A 17,849-nucleotide genomic window follows, 5' to 3' on the forward strand; every position below is an offset into this window, starting at 1 on the left:
GGGGGGGGGGGGGGGGGGGGGGGGGGGGGCGTTTATCCTCCTTCCCTCACGTCAACGCCCTCTCCCTAACCCTCTCCCCCAGGAGAGGGAACAGATCGAGTTCGTGGTTGCGCCCGGTTTTCTCCCTCTCCACCAGGACCGGGTTCGTGGTAACGCCCGGTTTTCTCCCTCTCCCCAAAACCGAGTTCGTGGTAACGTCCGGTTTTCTCCCTCTCCCTTGAGGGAGAGGGCCGGGGTGAGGGGGAGCAACGAGTACCAGGCCGCTCACAAACCCCTATTTAGAATCCGACTTGTACTCGTACTCGTAGTACCCGTAATCCTGATACCCCGTCGCGCGGCGGAAAATAGAGTTGAGGATCACCCCTTTCACCGGAACACCGTTCTGCTCAAAACGCCCCATACTGGTTTCAATTTCGCGCAGGGTGTTCACCCCGTAGCGCACTACCATCAGCGTCGTTCCGGCATAGCGCGCCACTACGGCAGCGTCGGTAACGGCCAGAATAGGCGGCGTATCGATCAGCACCAGGTCATAGTTTTTGCTGGCCCAGTGAATCAGCTCGCCAAAGCGGTCGCTCATCAGCAGTTCGGAAGGATTCGGCGGCACCTGACCACGCGGCACCAGATCGAAATTGTTGATTGACGTCGGGCGGGCGCAGGAGGAGATTTCCCCTTTCTCAATCAGGATCTCCGACAGCCCGTTGGCGTTGGTGGTCCCCATCAGTTCATGGGTGTAGCCCTTACGCATATCACAGTCGATCAACAGCACGCGTTTATTGGTCTGGCTGATCACCGCCGCGAGGTTGGCGCAAACAAAGGTTTTACCGATGGACGGACTGACGCCGGTCATCATCACCACATTGTTGCTGGCCTGCATCATGGCGAAGTGCAGACTGGTACGCAGGCTGCGGATCGCCTCAATCGCCATGTCCGCCGGATTCCCCACCGCCAGAAGCTGGCTCTGCTTGTAGCGCTTCACGCCTTTATTGACGGTCACGCGATCGCGGGTTTTCTGCCATTCGGAAAGCGGAATGCTGGCGTACACATTAATGCCCCGCTCTTCCAGCGCCTGCGGGCTTTCCACGCCGCGTCGCAGCAGGGAGAACAGCAGTACGCCGACGACAGAAGCAATCAGGCCAAACAGAATGCTGCCCAGGACAATCAGCCCTTTCTTCGGCTTCAGCACGCCCGGCTGGGTAATGGCGTCATCAACAATGCGCACGTCGCCGACGGTACTGGCTTCGGTGATCCTGAGCTCCTGCTGTTTGTTCAGCAACTGCATATAGACCTGCTGACCGGATTCAACATCGCGGGTCAGGCGCAGGATCTCCTGCTGGGTTTTCGGCATGGCGGTGACGCGTTTGTTAAGGCGCGCCTTTTCCTCTTCCAGCGCCTGCCGTTTTTCCATCAGCGTGCGGTAGGCCGGATGGCGTTTGGTGTAGAGCTTGGAAATTTCCGCTTCTTTAAAGGTCAGTTCGTTAAGCTGGGCGTCAATGTTGACCATTGAGTCCAGTACCGATTTCGCTTCCAGCGGTAAATCGACTGAATCCTGAGTCTGGCGATAGGCGTTAAGTTTATTCTCCGCTTCGTCCAGGCTGGCGCGCACTTCCGGGAGCTGCTTCTCAAGGAACGCCAGGCTTTTCGACGCCTCTTCCGATTTACGCGCCACGTTCTGTTTCACGTAATTGCGGGTGATGCTGTCGAGGATCTCGCGGATTTGCTCGCGGTCTTCCCCGGTATAGGTCAGCGTCAGCACCCCGGTATCTTTGCCGTCTTCGGTCACGGTCAGATTGTTTTGCAGGGTGTTGATCATCCCCAGGGTGGAAAATTTAGTAACGGTGAACTGTGTGTCCGGGCGGGCATGAATGGAATCAACGTTCAGCGTGACGCCATCCTGCTCCAGCGGTTTACCCACCTGCCCTTGTGCATCAAAGCCGCCGTCGCTGGTCAGGCGATAATGCTGTTTGTCCAGCACCTCAAGGGTAAAGACATCCTCGGCCATGCCCTTCGGCAGCGTGAAGGTGGTGACTCTGACCGTCTCATTCTGGCGGCCCATCAGCCGTTCCCAGCCATCACCCAGCACCGGCCAGGTGTTTTTGGTGACGGCGATATCCAGATCCAGATCGTCCACGGTCTGGCCGAGCACCAGACGTGACTGGATCAGCTTGATTTCCGCTTCCGAGGCGGGCGGCTTATTGGTTAACGCGCTGTTGATATCCTGCACCAGCGCGCTGCCCTCGTTTTGCTCAATACGCACCAGCGCATCGGCGCTGTAAATAGGCGTGGCGAACAAGGTGTAGATAATGGCAATCAGCGCAAACAGCGCGGTAATGCCCAGCACCCACCATTTCGCCTCGATAATAGTGCCGACCAGACGGCCAATATCGATTTCATCACTGCCCGTCGTTGGGGCGGCAGAAGGTTGTACTTTATCAGTCATTGTTATCCCTGCTGAACGTTCAGTGCCTGCGCCCACTGGCGGGCAGATTGATCGAGTAAGGCGTAAACCGCAGCGAACGCATCACGGCTTTTGCGGTATGGGTCGGGAATTTCCCGCTCATTGTCCCAGTGACCAAACAGCATCACTTTGCCGCGCATTTCCGGGACCATGTTGCACAGCGCGGAAATATGCCTTTTCTCCATCACGAGGATCAGGTCGTATTCCTGACACATCTGGCGGGTAATTTGCCGGGCGGTATGCCCTTCCAGCGAAAGCTGATGCGCCTGCGCCTCGCTGACCGCGCTGGCATCGGCGCTTTTGCCCACCAGCGCCCCCAGTCCGGCAGAGTCAACGGTGAGCGACGGCGCGTACTGCCGCAGCAGACGTTCCGCCGTCGGGGAACGGCAGATGTTCCCCACGCAGACCACTAAGATTTTGTTAAACATCGCGCGTTACCAGTTGTGCAGGTCGGTCGCCGTGTCGGTCATGTAGCGAACGCCACTGATCGTTGGCAGCAACTGACTAATCAGACGGTTCCAGCGGGCAACCGGTGCGGTTGTCACGTACACCACGTCATACGGCTGGAGGCGGAAGTTGGTCGCCATCACCAGCGACGTCGCATCGGCCATATCCAGCTGGTAAATGTTGGCAATCTTGCCGCGCGCGGCGCTCGGGTCTTTCAGCGGACGGATAACGAAAATCCCGCTGGCGTTGGAGGTGGTGAGATCCAGCCCTTCCGCCTGACCCAGTGCTTCGGTCAGCGTCATGCCGCTGAAGTCCATTTTGAGGGTGCTCTGTTTTTTCACTTCGCCCATCACGAACACTTTCAGATCGTCATTGCGCGGCACAAACAGAATATCGCCCGGGTATAGCAGACGGTTTTGACTTAAATCGCCGTTCTGCATCAGCGCCTGCAGGGAAATGCGCTGCTCCTGGCCTTTATGGGTGAGGATCACGTTGCGCCAGTCGGCGCTGTCGGTCAGCCCGCCCGCCGAGTTAATGGCGTCGAGAATGGTCAGCGGCACGTTGGTGATCGCCTGCTGGCCGGATTTATTAACCTGACCGGAGATATACGCTTTTTGCGAGCGGAAGGCCGCAATATTGACGTCAACCTGCGGGTCGGTGATATAGCTCGCCAGACGCCCGGAAATATCACTGCGAATTTCGCTCAGCGTCTTGCCCGCCACTTTAATCCTGCCAACGTACGGATAAAAAATGGTGCCGTCAGGCTGTACCCAGTTACCGGAATCGCTGGAACTACGGTACTGCCCCGCCGGGGTGGTCAGTTCCGGGTGATCCCAGACGGTGACGTTAAGTACGTCGCCCGGCCCGATGCGGTATTGATAATTGTTTAGCTCCTGATCCAGCGACATGTTGGGCTGGGCGACATTAGGCCGTGGCCGTAATTGCTCAATGAGTCGGGGCGTCAGCGGATAAACATTCACCATTCGGTCGAGGTCGAAATCAGCGTCCTGTTGTTTCACCACATCCTTGCCCATTGTCGACATATTACTGCCGGGAAAGACGGTGCAACCGCTAATCAGAATTGCAGACACCAATAATGGCATCAATTTTAGTTTGGATTTCATCATTGATTAATTATCACTTTGGCAGAGTAATTATCCTGTGCGATTAAAATAAACCGGTGGAGATACCATTTTAAGAATGCCGGGAAACAGTAAAAAGTTAAGTGGCATATTTCCTAAAAAAAAGTTTATTCATCTGCAGGCTATTGACAGAATATTAGAGGCTGGATAACTGGCTTGCTGGCACGCTACCGCCCCTGGCTTTCAGTTACCAAATCACTGTCGAATCATAAAGATACAGGCACCACTCCACATAAACGGCTATCGCAGAGATTATTAATGGCACAGGTAAAGCGGGGTTATCATTCAGAACAATAACCGGGTTGAGGCTGCCATAAAGAATCTCTCAGTTTATGCAGGAAGAATTGTTGCAGCTAAGCTAAATACTGGCAAGACAGTAATCTTTGGTAAACATGCTTTTAAGAATAATATTAAGCGCAAAGTTTTGGAGTTTTAGGAATTTATTGATATTGACTTTACAGTGCGCATTCTGCCGCAAAAACAACTTTGCGATATAGTCTGAAAATAAAAATGGCTATTGCAAATAAAAATAAAGCCTAAATTCGTACAGTTAATGTCTTATTACCAGGATAAATCTCAGCAATTTATTGCATTTTGCCGTCGCTTTATCCATGATCGAATACATGACAAACGTCATGCAACTTAAGGTATTACTTCAATATGGAATGGATTGCCGATCCTTCAATCTGGGCGGGGCTGGTAACGCTGGTGGTTATCGAGTTGGTACTCGGCATTGATAACCTGGTATTTATCGCGATTCTGGCAGAAAAACTGCCGCCTGCTGAACGTGACCGGGCGCGCGTCACCGGCCTGTTGATGGCAATGGTGATGCGCCTCGGGCTGCTGGCCTCAATTTCCTGGCTGGTCACGTTAACCACACCGTTATTTAGCGTCCGCGATTTCAGCTTCAGCGCCCGCGATTTAATTATGCTGGTGGGTGGCCTGTTTCTTCTGTTTAAGGCCACGGTCGAACTTAACGAACGGCTGGAAGGAAAGGACAGCGAAAACCCCACCCAGCGGCGCGGGGCGAAGTTCTGGGCAGTAGTGGCGCAGATTGTCATCCTCGATGCGGTATTCTCGCTGGATTCAGTGATCACCGCCGTCGGCATGGTCGATCACCTGCCGGTAATGATGGCCGCCGTGATTATCGCGATCAGCGTTATGCTGCTCGCCAGTAAAGCGCTGACCCGCTTTGTCAACAATCATCCGACGATTGTTATTCTGTGCTTAAGCTTCCTGCTGATGATCGGCTTCAGCCTGATTGCTGACGGCTTTGGCTACCATATTCCGAAGGGCTATCTGTACGCGGCAATTGGTTTCTCGGTCATTATTGAAGGGCTGAATCAACTGGCGAACTTTAATCGCCGCCGTTTCCTCTCTTCGGCAAACCATACCCTGCGCCAGCGCACCACCGAAGCGGTAATGCGCCTGCTGAGCGGGCGCAAAGAAGATGCCGAGCTGGATGCGCAAACCTCCTCGCTGCTTGCCGACCACGATGACCGGCAGATCTTTAATCCTCAGGAGCGGCTGATGATTGAGCGGGTGCTGAATCTTAACCAGCGCACCGTCAGCAGTATCATGACCTCACGCCATGATATTGAACATATCGATCTGAGCGCCCCGGAAGAGGAAATCCGCGCGCTGCTGGACAAAAACCAGCATACCCGGCTGGTGATCACCGGCGGCGACGAAGAAGAAGACCTGCTCGGCGTGGTGCATATTCTTGATTTGCTGCAACAGTCACTGCACGGCGAGGCGCTGAATCTGCGGGTGCTGGTGCGCCAGCCGCTGGTGTTCCCGGAGGGTCTGCCGCTGCTGTCGGCGCTGGAGCAATTCCGCAATGCCCGCACCCACTTCGCCTTTGTGGTGGATGAGTTTGGGTCGGTGGAAGGAGTGGTCACGCTGAGTGACGTGATGGAAACTATCGCCGGGAATCTGCCGAACGAAGTGGAAGAGATCGACGCCCGCCATGATATCCAGAAAGACGCCGACGGCGGCTGGACGGCAAACGGCCATATGCCGCTGGAAGATTTGGTTCAGTATGTGCCGCTACCGCTCGACGAGCGGCGCGAGTATCACACCATCGCCGGTCTGCTGATGGAGTATTTACAGCGGGTGCCAAAGGCCGGGGAAGAGGTGCTGGTCGGCGGCTATACGCTGAAAACGTTGCAGGTGGAAAGCCACCGGGTGCAGAAAGTAAAAATTATCCCGCCGGTAGAAGACGACGTAGCGGATTACGAAGTGTAAATGCGTTGCCGGGTGGCTAATCACCACCCGGCACAAAGGGATAACCCCGTCGAAATGCAGCCTCGCGAAACCTATTTTTTCTCCAGCAGCTTTTTAACGTCCTGGGCATCGCGGCTGTCTTTATTGCGCTCCACCCAGTCGTTAATGCGCCGTTTGGCTTCGTCCTGCAAATATTTGCGCAGCGTTGAGTCCACTTCCAGACTGTAATTCAGCGCCTGCCACTTGCCGTAAACGCGCAGCGGGATCGCCGTGGTTTTCAGCATTTCAACCAGCTTCTCGTCGCCCTTCCAGCCGTCAAGCACGCGCACGTTAAACAGCATATCGCCCTGCTCTGCCTGGAGATCCAGCGTGCCTTTACCGTCCACCGCCAGCAGCGGTGAACTGCCGGACATCTCCGCCAGCGTGATTTTACCTTCCTTCAGGGAAAGGGTGCTGGTCAGGGTATCCAGACGGGTGGCGCTTTCGTAATTCTCCTGCACCTGCACGTTGCTGCTGCGGGCCACGGCCTGCTGCACCAGTTGCTGGAAGTTCAGCCCTTCCCCGCGCACATCGTTCATTTTGATTTGCGCGTCGCCCTGCCAGTCGCGACGGAAGGCGTCTGCGTCCACTTTATGCCCGGAGAACGTGCCGCTCAGACTGGTTTTCCCGGTCATGGCGATAGGATAATCAAACGCCTTCAGAATGGTGTCGATCTCGATATTTTCCAGACGCGGGCGGAACGTCGCCATCGGGGTGCTGCTGCGCGCATCCAGCGAACCGGGAAGCGAAATATGCCCGCTGCCGAGATTGCCCTGCAGCTCGTTAAACTTCAGCAAACCGGCCTGATTTGTCACCTGGGTACTGACCTGAGTGAAAGGCATCCCGCGCCACTGAAGCTGTTTCGCTTTCAGCATCAGCCGCGCGTTGAAGCCTGCCAGCCCACGGTAATCCGGCACGTCGCCGTCGGCGGCAATCACCGGACGCGGTGGACTCTTCTGACTCTGCCCCTGCTGGCGCACGGCGCTACTGACGGACGACGCTGGCTGGCCGAGGAGATTGTCGAGATTCAGTTTGTCGAACTGAAGATTAAGCGCCCAGTCCGGCTGCTCGCCGAGCACCACGCTGCCTTCACCACTCAGCGCGCTGTCGTTGGCGGTTATATTAAGCTGGCTGAAGGCAATTTTTTTCTGCTCTTCCTGCCACTGCGCGCGCAGGGTGGCCTGCCCGCCGATCCCCTGCTGGGGTAAATCTGCGCCCTGTAGTTTCCAGTCGAGTTGATTTATCGAGGCGGTCAGGAGATGGGGATAATCGCTGGCATCAACTTTGGCTTTCAGCGCCAGCGTCAGATCGCGCTGGTTGCGGGTGATATTGCCGGAAAAATCGATATCGGCCTGGTGGGATTTATCCTGCTGCATGGCGAGGCGAATATTACGCACCGTCACCTGTTCGTCGCTGTCATGCTGGAAAACCAGCACGCTGTCGGCAACCTGTAAACCCGCGATATCAAATGACCAGCCGCGATCTTCTGCCACCTGCGGCAGCGTATTGTCTTTCGGGCCTACCGGGGCATTGCGCTCATGCACGGCTTCGGTCTGCGGCGTTAACTGGATCACCGAGCCTTTCAGCATCACCTGCTTAACCTGCAACTGGTGCGAAAGCAGCGGCAGCAGCGAAACGTCCAGCCGCATGTTATCCGCCACGATCAGCGGCTCGCTGGCTCCCGGCGCGGTCAGCATCATTCGCCCGGAAATAATGCTCAGCTGCGGCCAGACGTGCCAGCGCAGCGGGCCGTCGAGCTTAAGCTGATAACCGCTGCGCTCGGCAACCTGGCGCACCATATAGGCACGGAAGTCATTGGGATTTACCAGCATTACCAACGCGGAAAGGCCTGCGACCAGCACTACCAGCAGGATCATCAGCGTCGTCAGAAATCTTCTCATGGCATCCTCAGTAAAACCGCGAAACGTCAGTCTTTGTCGATACGGCTGGCAACAGCACCCTGCTGATCGCGATATTTCGCATCTTCACGGCGGTTATAGGGACGGGCCGCCGGGCCGGACAACGGTTCAAAGCTTAGCGCACCAATCAGCATCCCGGGACGCAGCGCCAGCGGCAGCTTGCCGGAATTATAAAACTCCAGCACGATACAGCCCGACCAGCCCGGATCGATACGGTGGGCGGTCACGTGGACCATCAGCCCCAGCCGCGCCAGAGAGGAACGTCCGTCAAGCCAGCCCACCAGATCGGCGGGTAACGTCACCGACTCCAGCGTCACCGCCAGCGCCAGTTCGCCCGGATGCAGATAAAACGCATCGCCTTCCGCCAGCACGATTTCATCACTCATCACCCGGTCAAGGGCCGCGCTGACTTCAGCTTTCGGCCCGCTTAAATCAATGAAGGCCGCCGTGTGTCCGCTAAAGGTGCGGAATTTGTTGCCGAGGCGGACATCCACCGTCGCGCCGTTAATTCTCTCGACCGGTGGACGAGGATTAATCGACAATCGACCGTCATCCAGCCAGGTTTCAATATCCCGATCACACAAACGCATACGCTTTCTCCTTAATTGGGCGGCGTGCCCTTATGCCTGCGACATAAGGGAAGAACTGTTTATCGTTGCACGTTACACAATACGCGTAATTTATTCAAAAAACTGGCTTATTTTGGCTTTCAGAATATCAATGGCGATGCGATTTTTGCCGCCGCGCGGAACGATAATGTCCGCGTATTGTTTAGACGGCTCAATAAATTGCAGGAACATCGGACGCACAGTCTTCTGATACTGCGCCATCACTGAATCCATTGAACGCCCGCGCTCGTTAACGTCGCGTTTAATACGGCGCATCAGGCAGATATCCAGGGGAGTATCAACGAAAATGGAGAAATTCATCTCGCCGCGCAGTCGGGCGTCGGTCAACAGCAAAATCCCCTCAAGAATAATGACCTTCTTGGGTTCGATGATAATCGTCTCAGGCGTGCGGGTATGTTCAACGTAGCTGTAAACCGGCAGTTCAATCGCATTTCCGCGTTTCAGAGCCTGTAAATGCTGGAACAACAGACTGTGATCCATCGCGCTCGGATGGTCGTAGTTGGTTTTAACGCGCTCTTCCATCAGCAGATGGCTTTGATCTTTATAGTAGCTGTCTTCTGGAATAACGCCGATATGCTCGTCGCCAACTTGTTCACGTAATTCGCGGTAAAGCGTACTGGCAATGAGACTTTTACCTGAAGCCGATGCGCCTGCGATGCCGATGATGACGCACTGATGAGACTGATCAGTCATAAATTTAGCGACCTGATTAACCTGGATTGTAAGGGAGGGCGACGCCGAAGCGCCAAACGCGGCAATTATAGGGATTTGTGCGTGATGATACCAGTCGAATGCACGCAATGGTTTCAGACTGTTCTTAACGGCGCGACAGGGACTTTAGTAAAACTTTTGTGCTCATTTTTAACGCAATACTGTTTTTTTTACCCGGAATCGCTAATTAATATCTTATTGATGTCAAATTATGACCAGTCACCATAGGAATTGTAAATTGTTTGTACTAGCATAATCCCAATTTGACATCTTAGCGTTCGGGCTTACTTCTGGCCCAGAGTCTGGCGGATAGAATGGTAATGAAGAAACCATACCAGCGAGTAGTGATCACCCCTGCGCATCCTTTATTGCGTTTTATCAGCCTGGGGCTGTTAACCTTCATTTTTACCCTCTTTTCGCTCGAATTGACGCGCTTTGGCACCCTTATCGCCCCGCTGTGGTTTCCGACGTCCATTATGATGGTCGCTTTTTATCGTCACGCCGGGAAAATGTGGCCGGGAATTGCCATCGCCTGTTCGCTGGGCAGCATCGCGGCAAGCGTGGTGATCCATTCCCTGGCCTCGGTAAATCTGTGGTACACCGGCATTAACATTACCGAAGCGGTGGTGGGCGCTGTGCTATTGCGTAAACTGCTGCCGCAATATAATCCGCTGAAAGGTCTGGCGGACTGGGTACGGCTGGCGGTCGGTAGCGCCATTGTTCCGCCGCTGGTCGGCGGGCTGCTGATCATTCCGCTGATTAAAGGCGACGACGCGCTGCACATTTTCCTGGTGTGGGTGCTTTCTGAAGTGATTGCCGCGCTGGCGCTGGTGCCGCTGGGGCTGCTCTACAAGCCGCATTATCTGCTGCGCCACCGCGAACCGCGACTGCTGTTTGAAACCCTGGTGACTCTCGCCCTGACGCTGGCGCTTAGCGCGCTGGCGATGCTGTATCTGCCGTGGCCGTTTACCTGCATTATCGTCCTGCTGATGTGGAGCGCGGTGCGCCTGCCACGTATGGAAGCCTTTCTGGTGTTCCTGCTGACGGTGATGATGGTTTCAATGATGATGGCGACCAACCCGCTTAATCTGACCGCGCCTAACATGGCGGCCATGGCCAATACGCCGTGGCTGCCGTTCCTGATGATGCTGCTCCCGGCGAATATCATGACGATGGTGATGTACGCCTTTCGCGCTGAACGCAAACACATTACCGAGAGCGAAGAGCGCTTTCGCAACGCGATGGAATATTCCGCCATCGGGATGGCGCTGGTCGGCACCGAAGGCCAGTGGCTTCAGGTCAATAAGGCGCTGTGTCACTTCCTCGGCTACAGCCAGGATGAACTGCGCAATTTAACCTTCCAGCAACTGACCTGGCCGGAAGATCTCAACAGCGATCTTGAACAGCTGAACATGCTGGTGCGCGGCGAAATTAACAGCTACTCAATGGAGAAACGCTACTACACCCGCAAAGGCGAAGTGGTCTGGGCGCTGCTGGCAGTGTCGCTGGTGCGGCATGAAGACGGAACGCCGCTCTATTTTATCTCGCAGATTGAAGATATTACCGATCTCAAACACACCGAATGGGTTAACAAACGGCTGATGGAGCGGATCACCCTCGCCAACGAAGCGGGCGGGATTGGCATCTGGGAATGGGAACTGGGGCCGGATGTGATCACCTGGGATCAACGGATGTTTGAGCTGTACGAGATCCAGCCGCACGTCAAACCCACCTGGCAGCTCTGGCACCAGAAACTGCTGCCGGAAGATCGCGAGTCCGCGTCGCAGACTGTGCGCAACGCGCTGCGCAACCGCGCGCCGTTCAAGCTGGAGTTCCGCATTCAGGTAAAAGAAGGCATCCGCCATATTCGTTCGCTGGCCAGCCGGGTACTTAATAAACAGGGCGAAGTGGAACGACTGCTGGGGGTCAATATGGATATGACCGAGGTGAAACAGCTGAACGAAGCGCTGTTCCAGGAAAAGGAGCGTCTGCATATCACCCTTGATTCAATCGGCGAAGCGGTGGTGTGCGCCGATGACAATATGAAAGTCACGTTTATGAATCCAGTCGCCGAAAAAATGAGCGGCTGGACGCAGGATCAGGCCATCGGTCAGCCGCTGCTGACGGTGCTGCGCATCACCTTCGGCGATAACGGCCCGATCATGGAAAATATTCATAGTGGTGATATGTCACGCTCGGCCATCGAGCAGGATCTGATCCTTCATTGTCGCAACGGCGGCAGCTACGATATTCACTACAGTATTACCCCGCTCAGTACCCTCGACGGGCAGACCATCGGCTCGGTGCTGGTCATTCAGGACGTCACCGAATCGCGCAAAATGCTGCGCCAGCTTAGCTACAGCGCCTCGCACGATGCCCTGACCCATCTGGCAAACCGGGTCAGTTTTGAAAGCCATCTGAAACGGTTGCTGCAAACGGTGCACGAAACCCATCAGCGTCATGCGCTGGTGTTTATCGATCTCGATCGTTTTAAAGCGGTCAACGACAGCGCCGGACACGCGGCGGGCGATGCGCTGCTGCGGGAACTCTCTTCGCTAATGCTCAGTATGCTGCGCACCAGCGATATCCTTGCCCGGCTGGGCGGCGATGAATTCGGCCTGCTGCTGCCGGACTGTAATATTGAAAGCGCCCGCTACATCGCCGGACGCATTATTAACGCCATCAATGACTATCACTTTATCTGGGAAGGCCGCCTGCACCGCATCGGAGCCAGCGCCGGGATCACCCTGATTGATGAGACCAATACTCAGGCATCTGAAGTCATGTCGCAGGCCGATATCGCCTGCTACGCCTCGAAAAATAACGGTCGCGGGATTGTGACCGTTTACGAGCCGCAGCAGGAGCGGATGCACGAAAAGCGCAGCATGATGTCTCTGGAAGAACAGTGGCAGATGATCAAAGACAATCACCTGCTGATGATGGCGCGCGGCGTCGCCTCCCCGCGCATTCCTGAATCCAGCCACTTCTGGCTGCTTTCGCTGCGGCTGTGGACCAGCGAAGGCGAAATGATGGAAGAGCAGGCGTTCCGCGCCGGGCTTGCCGACCCGGAACTGATTCACGCGCTGGATCGGCGGGTGTTTACCGAATTTTTCCGCCATCATGCTCCGGCGGTGGCCAGCAAAGGGCTGGGCATTACCCTCCCCCTCTCCACCGCGGGCTTAACCAGCATGACGCTGGTGGATGAGCTGCTGGCGCTGCTGGAAAAAAGCCCGCTGCCGCCGCGTCTGCTGCACCTGGTGATCCATTCTGAAGCGGTGATGCGCAACGGTCATCAGATTGACGAAGGAATTAAAAAACTGCGCCAGGCCGGATGCAAAATCATCCTCAGCCATATCAATCAGGATCTGGAGCTGTTTAACCATCTGACGCCGCAAATGGCGGACTATATCTTGCTCGACCCGGAACTGGTCGCCAACGTGCAGTCCAATTTGCTGGATGAAATGATGGTGACGATTATTCAGGGTCACGCCCATCGCCTTGGCATGAAGAGCATTGCCGGACCGACCAACACCCCGGTGATGATGGATGTGCTGTCGGGGATTGGTATCGATCTGATTTACGGCGATACCATCGCGCAAAACCAGCCGCTGGATCTGCTGTTAAGCACCAGCTATTTCGCCATTAATTAAGCGGCCGCCACGCTTCGGTGAACCAGATATGCAGCAGCGCATATGAGCGCCACGGCTGCCAGCGTTCAGCGTAGCGGCGGATCTGCGTGGGCGTCATGCCCGGAAAACGCTGCTTGATGGCATAGTCATCCGGCAGAAAAACATCCGTTGCCTGCCAGCCGCGCAGGGCGAAATAGTTCGCCGTCCAGCGCCCGATGCCGGGAAATGTCTGCAACATCTTCACCCCCTGTTCAACATCCGTCGGCGCCTGGAGCGGAAAACGGCCGTCAAGCGTCGCCTGCGCCAGATGGATCAGCGCCTGGGCGCGCTTAAGCGGCATTCCGAGCGCTTTCAGTGCCAGCGGATCGGCCGCCGCCAGCGCGTGCGGCGTCGGGAAGGTGTAGTAGCCCGGTGCCTGCGCCAGCGGTTCCCCGCAGGCTGCCACCACTTTCCCGGTGAGCTTCGCCGCCATCGCCACGCTGACCAGTTGACCGAGGATCGCGCGCACGCCCTGTTCAAACACGTCCACCGAACCCGGCAGGCGCAGTCCCGGACGGGCGCGGGCCAGATCGCCAAGCGCAGCGGCAATGAGCTGCGGATCGCGTTGTAAATCCAGCAACCGCATAATACGTTGCAGGCACAGCTCCGCCACCGGGAGCAATTCTTCACTAAGGTTGACTTTCAGGGTGCCATTGCCGGGATCGGGCGTCAGGGTCATCAAACCCCGGTGTCCTGCCAGCGCGATACTGCGGGTGTAATTGTCGTCGTCGAACGTCTCAATGCCGCTGACGGCACGCGCGCGCAGAAATGAGAACATCCACGTCCAGTCATAGGGCGGTTGCCAGGGCAATGTAAACATCTGTTCTCCTCAAAAAATCCAAAAAATATATTATTTATCATTAAATATTCATCTCAAGAATAACAGAAATTTAATGTTATGAGCCGTTGCTTCCGCCCGACCTGACAGCGTATATTCCTGCGGTCGCAAAGACTTTTAGCAGGGATGGCTAAATCATGAACATGTTATCAATCACGTTTGCGTGGCTTTTTCTGGCGCTTTTTTTACTTTACTGGCTATCCTGTTCTTATACGAAAATACAGAACCAAATCTTATTGATCGCCAGTTACGCTTTTGTCGCCTGGTTTTCACTTAGCTCCGCCGTCATCATGCTGATATACAGCCTGCTGATTTATTATTTAGGTTTATTTATTCACAAAACAAATAAATCCAGGGCGGGATATTCTCTTCTTGCGCTGCTGATTATCGGCTTCTTTACCGCCTTTAAATACTATCCGGCGGCGAGGGAAAGCCTGCAAACCAGCTTTAGTCAGATCGATCTGCCGGTGGTGAATATTCTCGTTCCGCTGGGCCTGTCGTTTTATCTTTTTCACTCCGTCAGCTACATCGTGTCGATTGCCAGAAAGGAGATCGCGCCAGCCCGCCTGGTGAGCACGCTGCTGTATATCAGCTTCTTTCCGAGCGTAGTTTCCGGGCCAATCAACCGCGCCAGCCATTTTCTGCCGCAGATTGACGCTGCCACCCCGCGCAGGCTCGGCAATATCCAGAAGCCGGTGTGCCTGCTGGCGCTGGCGTTAGCCAAACTCTTTCTGTGCAGCGCGTGGCTTGCCGGGCAATACGTCAACCCGGTGTTTGACTCGCCCGAAAGTGCCACCCCGCTCCAGCTCATCGTCGCGGTGTACGCCTACGCATGGCAAATTTATTTCAATTTTTCCGGCTACACTCATCTGGTGACGGCGCTGGCTGCGCTGCTTGGCTTCAGCCTGCCGGTGAATTTTAACGCCCCCTACCAGGCGAAAAACCTTTCGGATTTCTGGGCGCGCTGGCATATCAGTTTATCGACCTTTATTCGCGACTATATCTACATTCCGTTGGGCGGCAACCGGCGGGGATTTATGCGCAAAAATATCAACCTGCTGATCGCGATGGCCCTCTCAGGTCTGTGGCACGGCACCGGAGTAAATTTTATTTTGTGGGGAGCGATCCACGGTATCGGGCTGGTGATCTTCAACTATAAAACGCGCTGGTTGCCCGGCAAACATTCCGGCCCGGTCAGGCTCCTGCTCTCGCGACTGCTGACGTTCCACTTTATCTGCTTTGCGTGGATATTTTTCCGCGCCAGCGATGTCGCCAGCGCCTGGCGTATTCTCAGCGGGATCGGCCAGCTTTCCTTTTCTTCTCTGCTGAGCGCGCCAGAGGGTGCGACAATTCTGCTTTTTTTCATTTTCTTTATTATTTATCCCCGCCTTTATTCGCTGCGAATAAGAGTCGGCGCACTGATATGCAGAATTCCGTGGCTCTATTTCCCGCTGCCGCTGGCACTTTTTTTAACGCTGATTTTCTTTTTCGCCCCTGCGGGTCTGCCGGAGTTTATTTATGCAAACTTTTGATAAAGTCACGCTATTTGAAAAGGTAAATAAATTTCTCTATATCATTCTGTTCAGCACGCTGTGCGTGGTGTGGCTTAATCAGCGTTCGCTGTCGCTCTACTGGCAGCAGGAGTTTCATCGCGATGCGCCGTGGAGCACGCTGGATCAACCGCTGTGGCTGAAGGGGGATAAAATTTTAGGCGCGTTTGACGCCGGTAAAACCGCGTTTAGCGCAGCGCTGGAAGAGGAGCCTGCGTCCGTGGCCGTCGCGCCGTCGCCTGACGTGGCGATCGCCGCGCAGCTTCCGGCGGTAGAGGCCGCACCGCGACCCGTCGCTGACCCTGCAACGCCCGCTGTCCCGCGGGATAAAGAACACGTCCACCTGACGCCCAAAGGCAAAGTGTTCTTTGCCGGAGACTCAATGATGCAGGGGATCGCCCCGCATATCATGCTGGCGCTGAATAAACGCTACGGCATTCAGAGCATCAATAAAAGTAAGCAAAGCACCGGCCTTACCGCGCCGGGCTTTTTTGACTGGCCGCGCACCGTCAGCGAAACGCTGCACCACGAGCCGGACATTGAACTGCTGGTGATGTTTCTCGGCCCTAACGATCCCTGGCCGATGAAACCCGACGGCGGCGGTGCGTATCTTAAATTCTCAAGCCCGGAATGGGCGCTGCTTTATCGTAGCCGGATTGACAACATCCTGCACAGCGCGCAGCAAAAACACATTCCGGTGATCTGGATCGGCCCGCCGAATATGCGTAAAGCCAGACTGTCCGGGGACATGGCGCGGCTGAATACGCTCTACGCCGGGGCCGTCAACGAGGCGGGTCAATATTATCTTTCTGCCAATGATATTCTGGGCTATCAGGGCGATAGCTATTCAGACTATCAGGAAGTCGATGGACGGAAGCTAAAACTGCGCAGCGGAGACGGCATCCACTTTACTCCCAGAGGGCAAAAAATGATTGCCGACCGGGTACTGTCAATGCTGATTGTCGATGGCACAGAAGAAGAAACCCCTGATGTTCAAAAATAAATGCATTTCATTGTGGCGTCCGCTGACGTTGTTTGTCGGCATACTGCTGATGCTCTCCTGCCACCTGCAAAAGAAGCAGGAGGTCAAACCGGCCACCGTCCAGGCTCCGACCGGGCTTCAGCAGAATCAGCTCACCCGCTTTGGCGACGCCAGGCTTGGTCTGCTGGCAGAAAAACTGCGGGCTAAAAATGCGCGGGTTCATATTGTTCAGCTTGGCGATTCACACACGGCGGCGGATATGTTTACCGGACAGCTCCGCCAGCGCTTTCAGTCCCGCTACGGCGACGGCGGCCCCGGCATGGTCAGTCCGCTGGCGGTTCCCGGCCAGCGCAGCGCGGTGGTGAGCTTTCAGCAGCCGGCGCAACGCTGGCAGCTTTACTCCACCCGTAAAGAAACCCGCCAGGATTTTCCGTTTACCGGGCTTATCGCCCGGCCCAACGTGGACAACGCGCCAGTCACGCTGAAACTGACTCACGGTGACGGCGGGGTGTATTCCCTGCAAGCGCTGTACAAATCCGCCGCCGATGCGACGTTGACCACCGCGCGCGGCGTAATGAGGCTGCCTGACAGCGAGAATCAGTGGCAGATCTCCGCCCCGCAAAAAGTGACCTTTCCGCTGACCGCCACGCTGAGTATGCCGGGGCAGGGTCAACTGGGCGGCTGGTTTATCTCTTCCGCGCAGCCGGGGGTGATCTTATCCGCCCTGGGAATTAACGGCGCGACGCTCTCCGGCTGGGAAAAATGGCAGTCCGACTGGCTTTCGCCGCTGGTGGCGTTGAAAACGGATATGGTCATTCTGGCCTACGGCACCAACGAGGCGTTTCAGGACGATCTCGACCCGGCGCGGTATCGCAGCCAGCTGGAAAAGCGGATCGTTGAAATTCGTCAGGCGCTGCCCGACGCGGTCATTCTGCTGATCGGCCCGCCGGACAGCATCAAAAATAAAGCGTCGTCCGCCTGTGGCGCGCGCGCGCCAGCCAGCCTCGCCAACGTCATCGCGGTGCAGCAGCAGGTTGCGCAGGCGCAGCAGATCCTGTTCTGGGACTGGCGCGCCTTTATGGGCGGCGCATGTGCCATGGATCGCTGGGCCGCCAGCGGCGATGCCCGTCCCGACCGGGTACATCTCTCCGCTGAAGGCTATAAAAAGAGCGCGGATGCGCTGTTCGATCAATTCAGCGCCCTGCTCGCGTCGGCGCAGTAAATACCACAGCCCGGCGCGTCC

Annotated in this window: 12 protein-coding genes; 5 read left to right on the plus strand and 7 right to left on the minus strand. The window is 55.8% G+C overall.

From position 1 onward, the window contains the following. Positions 1–274: 274 nt before the first annotated feature. The 3 genes from wzc to RT197_RS11255 are packed head-to-tail and all read right to left on the minus strand — an operon-like array spanning position 275 to position 4,029. Complete coding sequence (gene wzc, locus RT197_RS11245; RefSeq protein ID WP_312950485.1) at positions 275–2,437, minus strand: tyrosine-protein kinase Wzc; 2,163 nt, start codon at positions 2,435–2,437, stop codon at positions 275–277. Between the two features lie 2 nt (positions 2,438–2,439). Next, the gene (gene wzb / locus RT197_RS11250) at positions 2,440–2,883 is read right to left on the minus strand and encodes a low molecular weight protein-tyrosine-phosphatase Wzb (protein ID WP_312950488.1); all 444 of its coding nucleotides are present in this window, start codon (positions 2,881–2,883) and stop codon (positions 2,440–2,442) included. Between the two features lie 6 nt (positions 2,884–2,889). Then, positions 2,890–4,029 (minus strand): polysaccharide export protein, encoded by a 1,140-nt coding sequence (locus tag RT197_RS11255; RefSeq protein WP_312950491.1) that lies wholly within the window; start codon positions 4,027–4,029, stop codon positions 2,890–2,892. A gap of 675 nt (positions 4,030–4,704) precedes the next feature. Between RT197_RS11255 and RT197_RS11260 the strand changes: the two genes are divergently transcribed. Then, positions 4,705–6,291: a TerC family protein gene (locus RT197_RS11260; protein ID WP_312950494.1), complete on the plus strand. Its 1,587-nt coding sequence runs from the start codon at positions 4,705–4,707 to the stop codon at positions 6,289–6,291. A gap of 71 nt (positions 6,292–6,362) precedes the next feature. On the opposite strand, the gene asmA is transcribed toward RT197_RS11260, so the two are convergent. The 3 genes from asmA to udk form a co-directional block, all read right to left on the minus strand. Then, a complete protein-coding gene (asmA, locus tag RT197_RS11265; protein WP_312950497.1) occupies positions 6,363–8,210 on the minus strand; it encodes an outer membrane assembly protein AsmA in 1,848 nt (615 codons plus the stop codon). Between the two features lie 26 nt (positions 8,211–8,236). Beyond that, positions 8,237–8,818, minus strand: a complete 582-nt coding sequence (gene dcd, locus RT197_RS11270; RefSeq protein ID WP_312950500.1) for a dCTP deaminase — start codon at positions 8,816–8,818, stop codon at positions 8,237–8,239. 90 nt (positions 8,819–8,908) lie between these two features. Then, positions 8,909–9,550: a uridine kinase gene (gene udk, locus RT197_RS11275; RefSeq protein WP_312950503.1), complete on the minus strand. Its 642-nt coding sequence runs from the start codon at positions 9,548–9,550 to the stop codon at positions 8,909–8,911. Positions 9,551–9,888: 338 nt separating this feature from the next. Here udk and RT197_RS11280 point away from each other — a divergent pair, with 338 nt between their 5' ends. Beyond that, the gene (locus RT197_RS11280; protein ID WP_312950505.1) at positions 9,889–13,218 is read left to right on the plus strand and encodes a diguanylate cyclase; all 3,330 of its coding nucleotides are present in this window, start codon (positions 9,889–9,891) and stop codon (positions 13,216–13,218) included. Here the strand turns inward: RT197_RS11280 and alkA are convergent. Then, the gene (gene alkA / locus RT197_RS11285) at positions 13,211–14,056 is read right to left on the minus strand and encodes a DNA-3-methyladenine glycosylase 2 (RefSeq protein ID WP_409529689.1); all 846 of its coding nucleotides are present in this window, start codon (positions 14,054–14,056) and stop codon (positions 13,211–13,213) included. The two genes, RT197_RS11280 and alkA, sit on opposite strands and share 8 nt — an antisense overlap. A gap of 254 nt (positions 14,057–14,310) precedes the next feature. Here alkA and RT197_RS11290 point away from each other — a divergent pair, with 254 nt between their 5' ends. Genes RT197_RS11290 through RT197_RS11300 form a run of 3 tightly spaced genes read left to right on the plus strand, consistent with a single transcriptional unit; the run spans position 14,311 to position 17,828 of the window. Further along, entirely contained in the window at positions 14,311–15,606 is a 1,296-nt protein-coding gene (locus RT197_RS11290; protein WP_312950507.1) for an MBOAT family O-acyltransferase, read from the plus strand. After that, a complete protein-coding gene (locus tag RT197_RS11295; RefSeq protein ID WP_312950509.1) occupies positions 15,593–16,627 on the plus strand; it encodes a DUF459 domain-containing protein in 1,035 nt (344 codons plus the stop codon). Before RT197_RS11290 ends, RT197_RS11295 begins: the two co-directional genes overlap by 14 nt. Further along, positions 16,614–17,828, plus strand: a complete 1,215-nt coding sequence (locus tag RT197_RS11300) for an SGNH/GDSL hydrolase family protein (protein ID WP_312950512.1) — start codon at positions 16,614–16,616, stop codon at positions 17,826–17,828. Before RT197_RS11295 ends, RT197_RS11300 begins: the two co-directional genes overlap by 14 nt. The last annotated feature ends 21 nt before the right edge of the window (positions 17,829–17,849 follow it).

The organism is Superficieibacter sp., from assembly GCF_032071645.1.
Classification (GTDB): domain Bacteria; phylum Pseudomonadota; class Gammaproteobacteria; order Enterobacterales; family Enterobacteriaceae; genus Superficieibacter.

Coding starts and splice junctions, on each gene's coding strand:
- asmA (WP_312950497.1), bottom strand. CDS start 8,210: ATGAGAAGATTTCTGACGACGCTGATGATCCTGCTGGTAGTGCTGGTC.
- RT197_RS11260 (WP_312950494.1), top strand. CDS start 4,705: ATGGAATGGATTGCCGATCCTTCAATCTGGGCGGGGCTGGTAACGCTG.
- wzb (WP_312950488.1), bottom strand. CDS start 2,883: ATGTTTAACAAAATCTTAGTGGTCTGCGTGGGGAACATCTGCCGTTCC.
- udk (WP_312950503.1), bottom strand. CDS start 9,550: ATGACTGATCAGTCTCATCAGTGCGTCATCATCGGCATCGCAGGCGCA.
- RT197_RS11255 (WP_312950491.1), bottom strand. CDS start 4,029: ATGATGAAATCCAAACTAAAATTGATGCCATTATTGGTGTCTGCAATT.
- RT197_RS11280 (WP_312950505.1), top strand. CDS start 9,889: ATGAAGAAACCATACCAGCGAGTAGTGATCACCCCTGCGCATCCTTTA.
- RT197_RS11295 (WP_312950509.1), top strand. CDS start 15,593: ATGCAAACTTTTGATAAAGTCACGCTATTTGAAAAGGTAAATAAATTT.
- RT197_RS11300 (WP_312950512.1), top strand. CDS start 16,614: ATGTTCAAAAATAAATGCATTTCATTGTGGCGTCCGCTGACGTTGTTT.
- wzc (WP_312950485.1), bottom strand. CDS start 2,437: ATGACTGATAAAGTACAACCTTCTGCCGCCCCAACGACGGGCAGTGAT.
- alkA (WP_409529689.1), bottom strand. CDS start 14,056: ATGTTTACATTGCCCTGGCAACCGCCCTATGACTGGACGTGGATGTTC.
- dcd (WP_312950500.1), bottom strand. CDS start 8,818: ATGCGTTTGTGTGATCGGGATATTGAAACCTGGCTGGATGACGGTCGA.